This is a genomic window from Priestia sp. P5_B4 (genome assembly GCF_056400385.1).
In genome coordinates this window covers 1-676 of sequence record NZ_JBFULJ010001386.1, presented here as the reverse complement: position 1 = coordinate 676, position 676 = coordinate 1, and the positions used below count along the sequence as shown (strand labels likewise).

At 35.8% G+C, this 676-nt stretch carries 1 protein-coding gene; it reads left to right on the top strand.

The features are described from left to right. Nucleotides 1-64: 64 nt before the first annotated feature. On the top strand, nt 65-676 hold a 612-nt coding region (locus tag AC1DRF_RS31155; RefSeq protein ID WP_477742717.1), incomplete at its 3' end, for an IclR family transcriptional regulator.

Sequence of the window (676 nt, the reverse complement as noted above, 5' to 3'; positions counted from 1 at the left end):
ATTTAAAACAGTAAATCATATATAAAATTTAAAATCACATATGTGATTCAGAAAGGATTTCTTCATGTCAGTAAAATCAGCAGAACGTGTATTAAGGGTGTTTGAATTGATTGCTCAACACCCTGAGGGATTAACAGTAAAAGAGGTTAGTGATTTACTTTCGCTTCCGCAAAGCAGTACGTTTAACCTTGTGGGAACACTTCACAATGAAGGATATTTAAATCAGGACTCATTAAAGAGGTACAAGCTAGGGCCAAAGCTAATTCAAATTGGAACAGCGGCTATGGAATCATTGGATATTTCTTCTGAGGGAAAGCCGTATTTAAAGAAACTGATGGAGGATGTTCAGGAAACTGTATTTATGGCTTTGCTGTCAGATGGAGAATTAGTCTATGTTGTTAAGATTGACAATAATCGCTCCATTAGAACAACAGCTCAGCCTGGTAACCGTAAGCCGCTCTATTGTACAGGATTAGGAAAAACCTTTTTAGCTTTTCTTCCTAAAGATCAGCGAGAACAGCTGCTTGAATATATAGAGCTACTGCCTATTACAGATTATACAATTACAGATAAAAAAGTTCTTAATGACAATTTAGACTCTTTTATTCAAATGGGCTATGCAATTGATGATGAAGAAAATGAGGAAGGGTTATTTTGCCTTGCTGCACCTGTATTT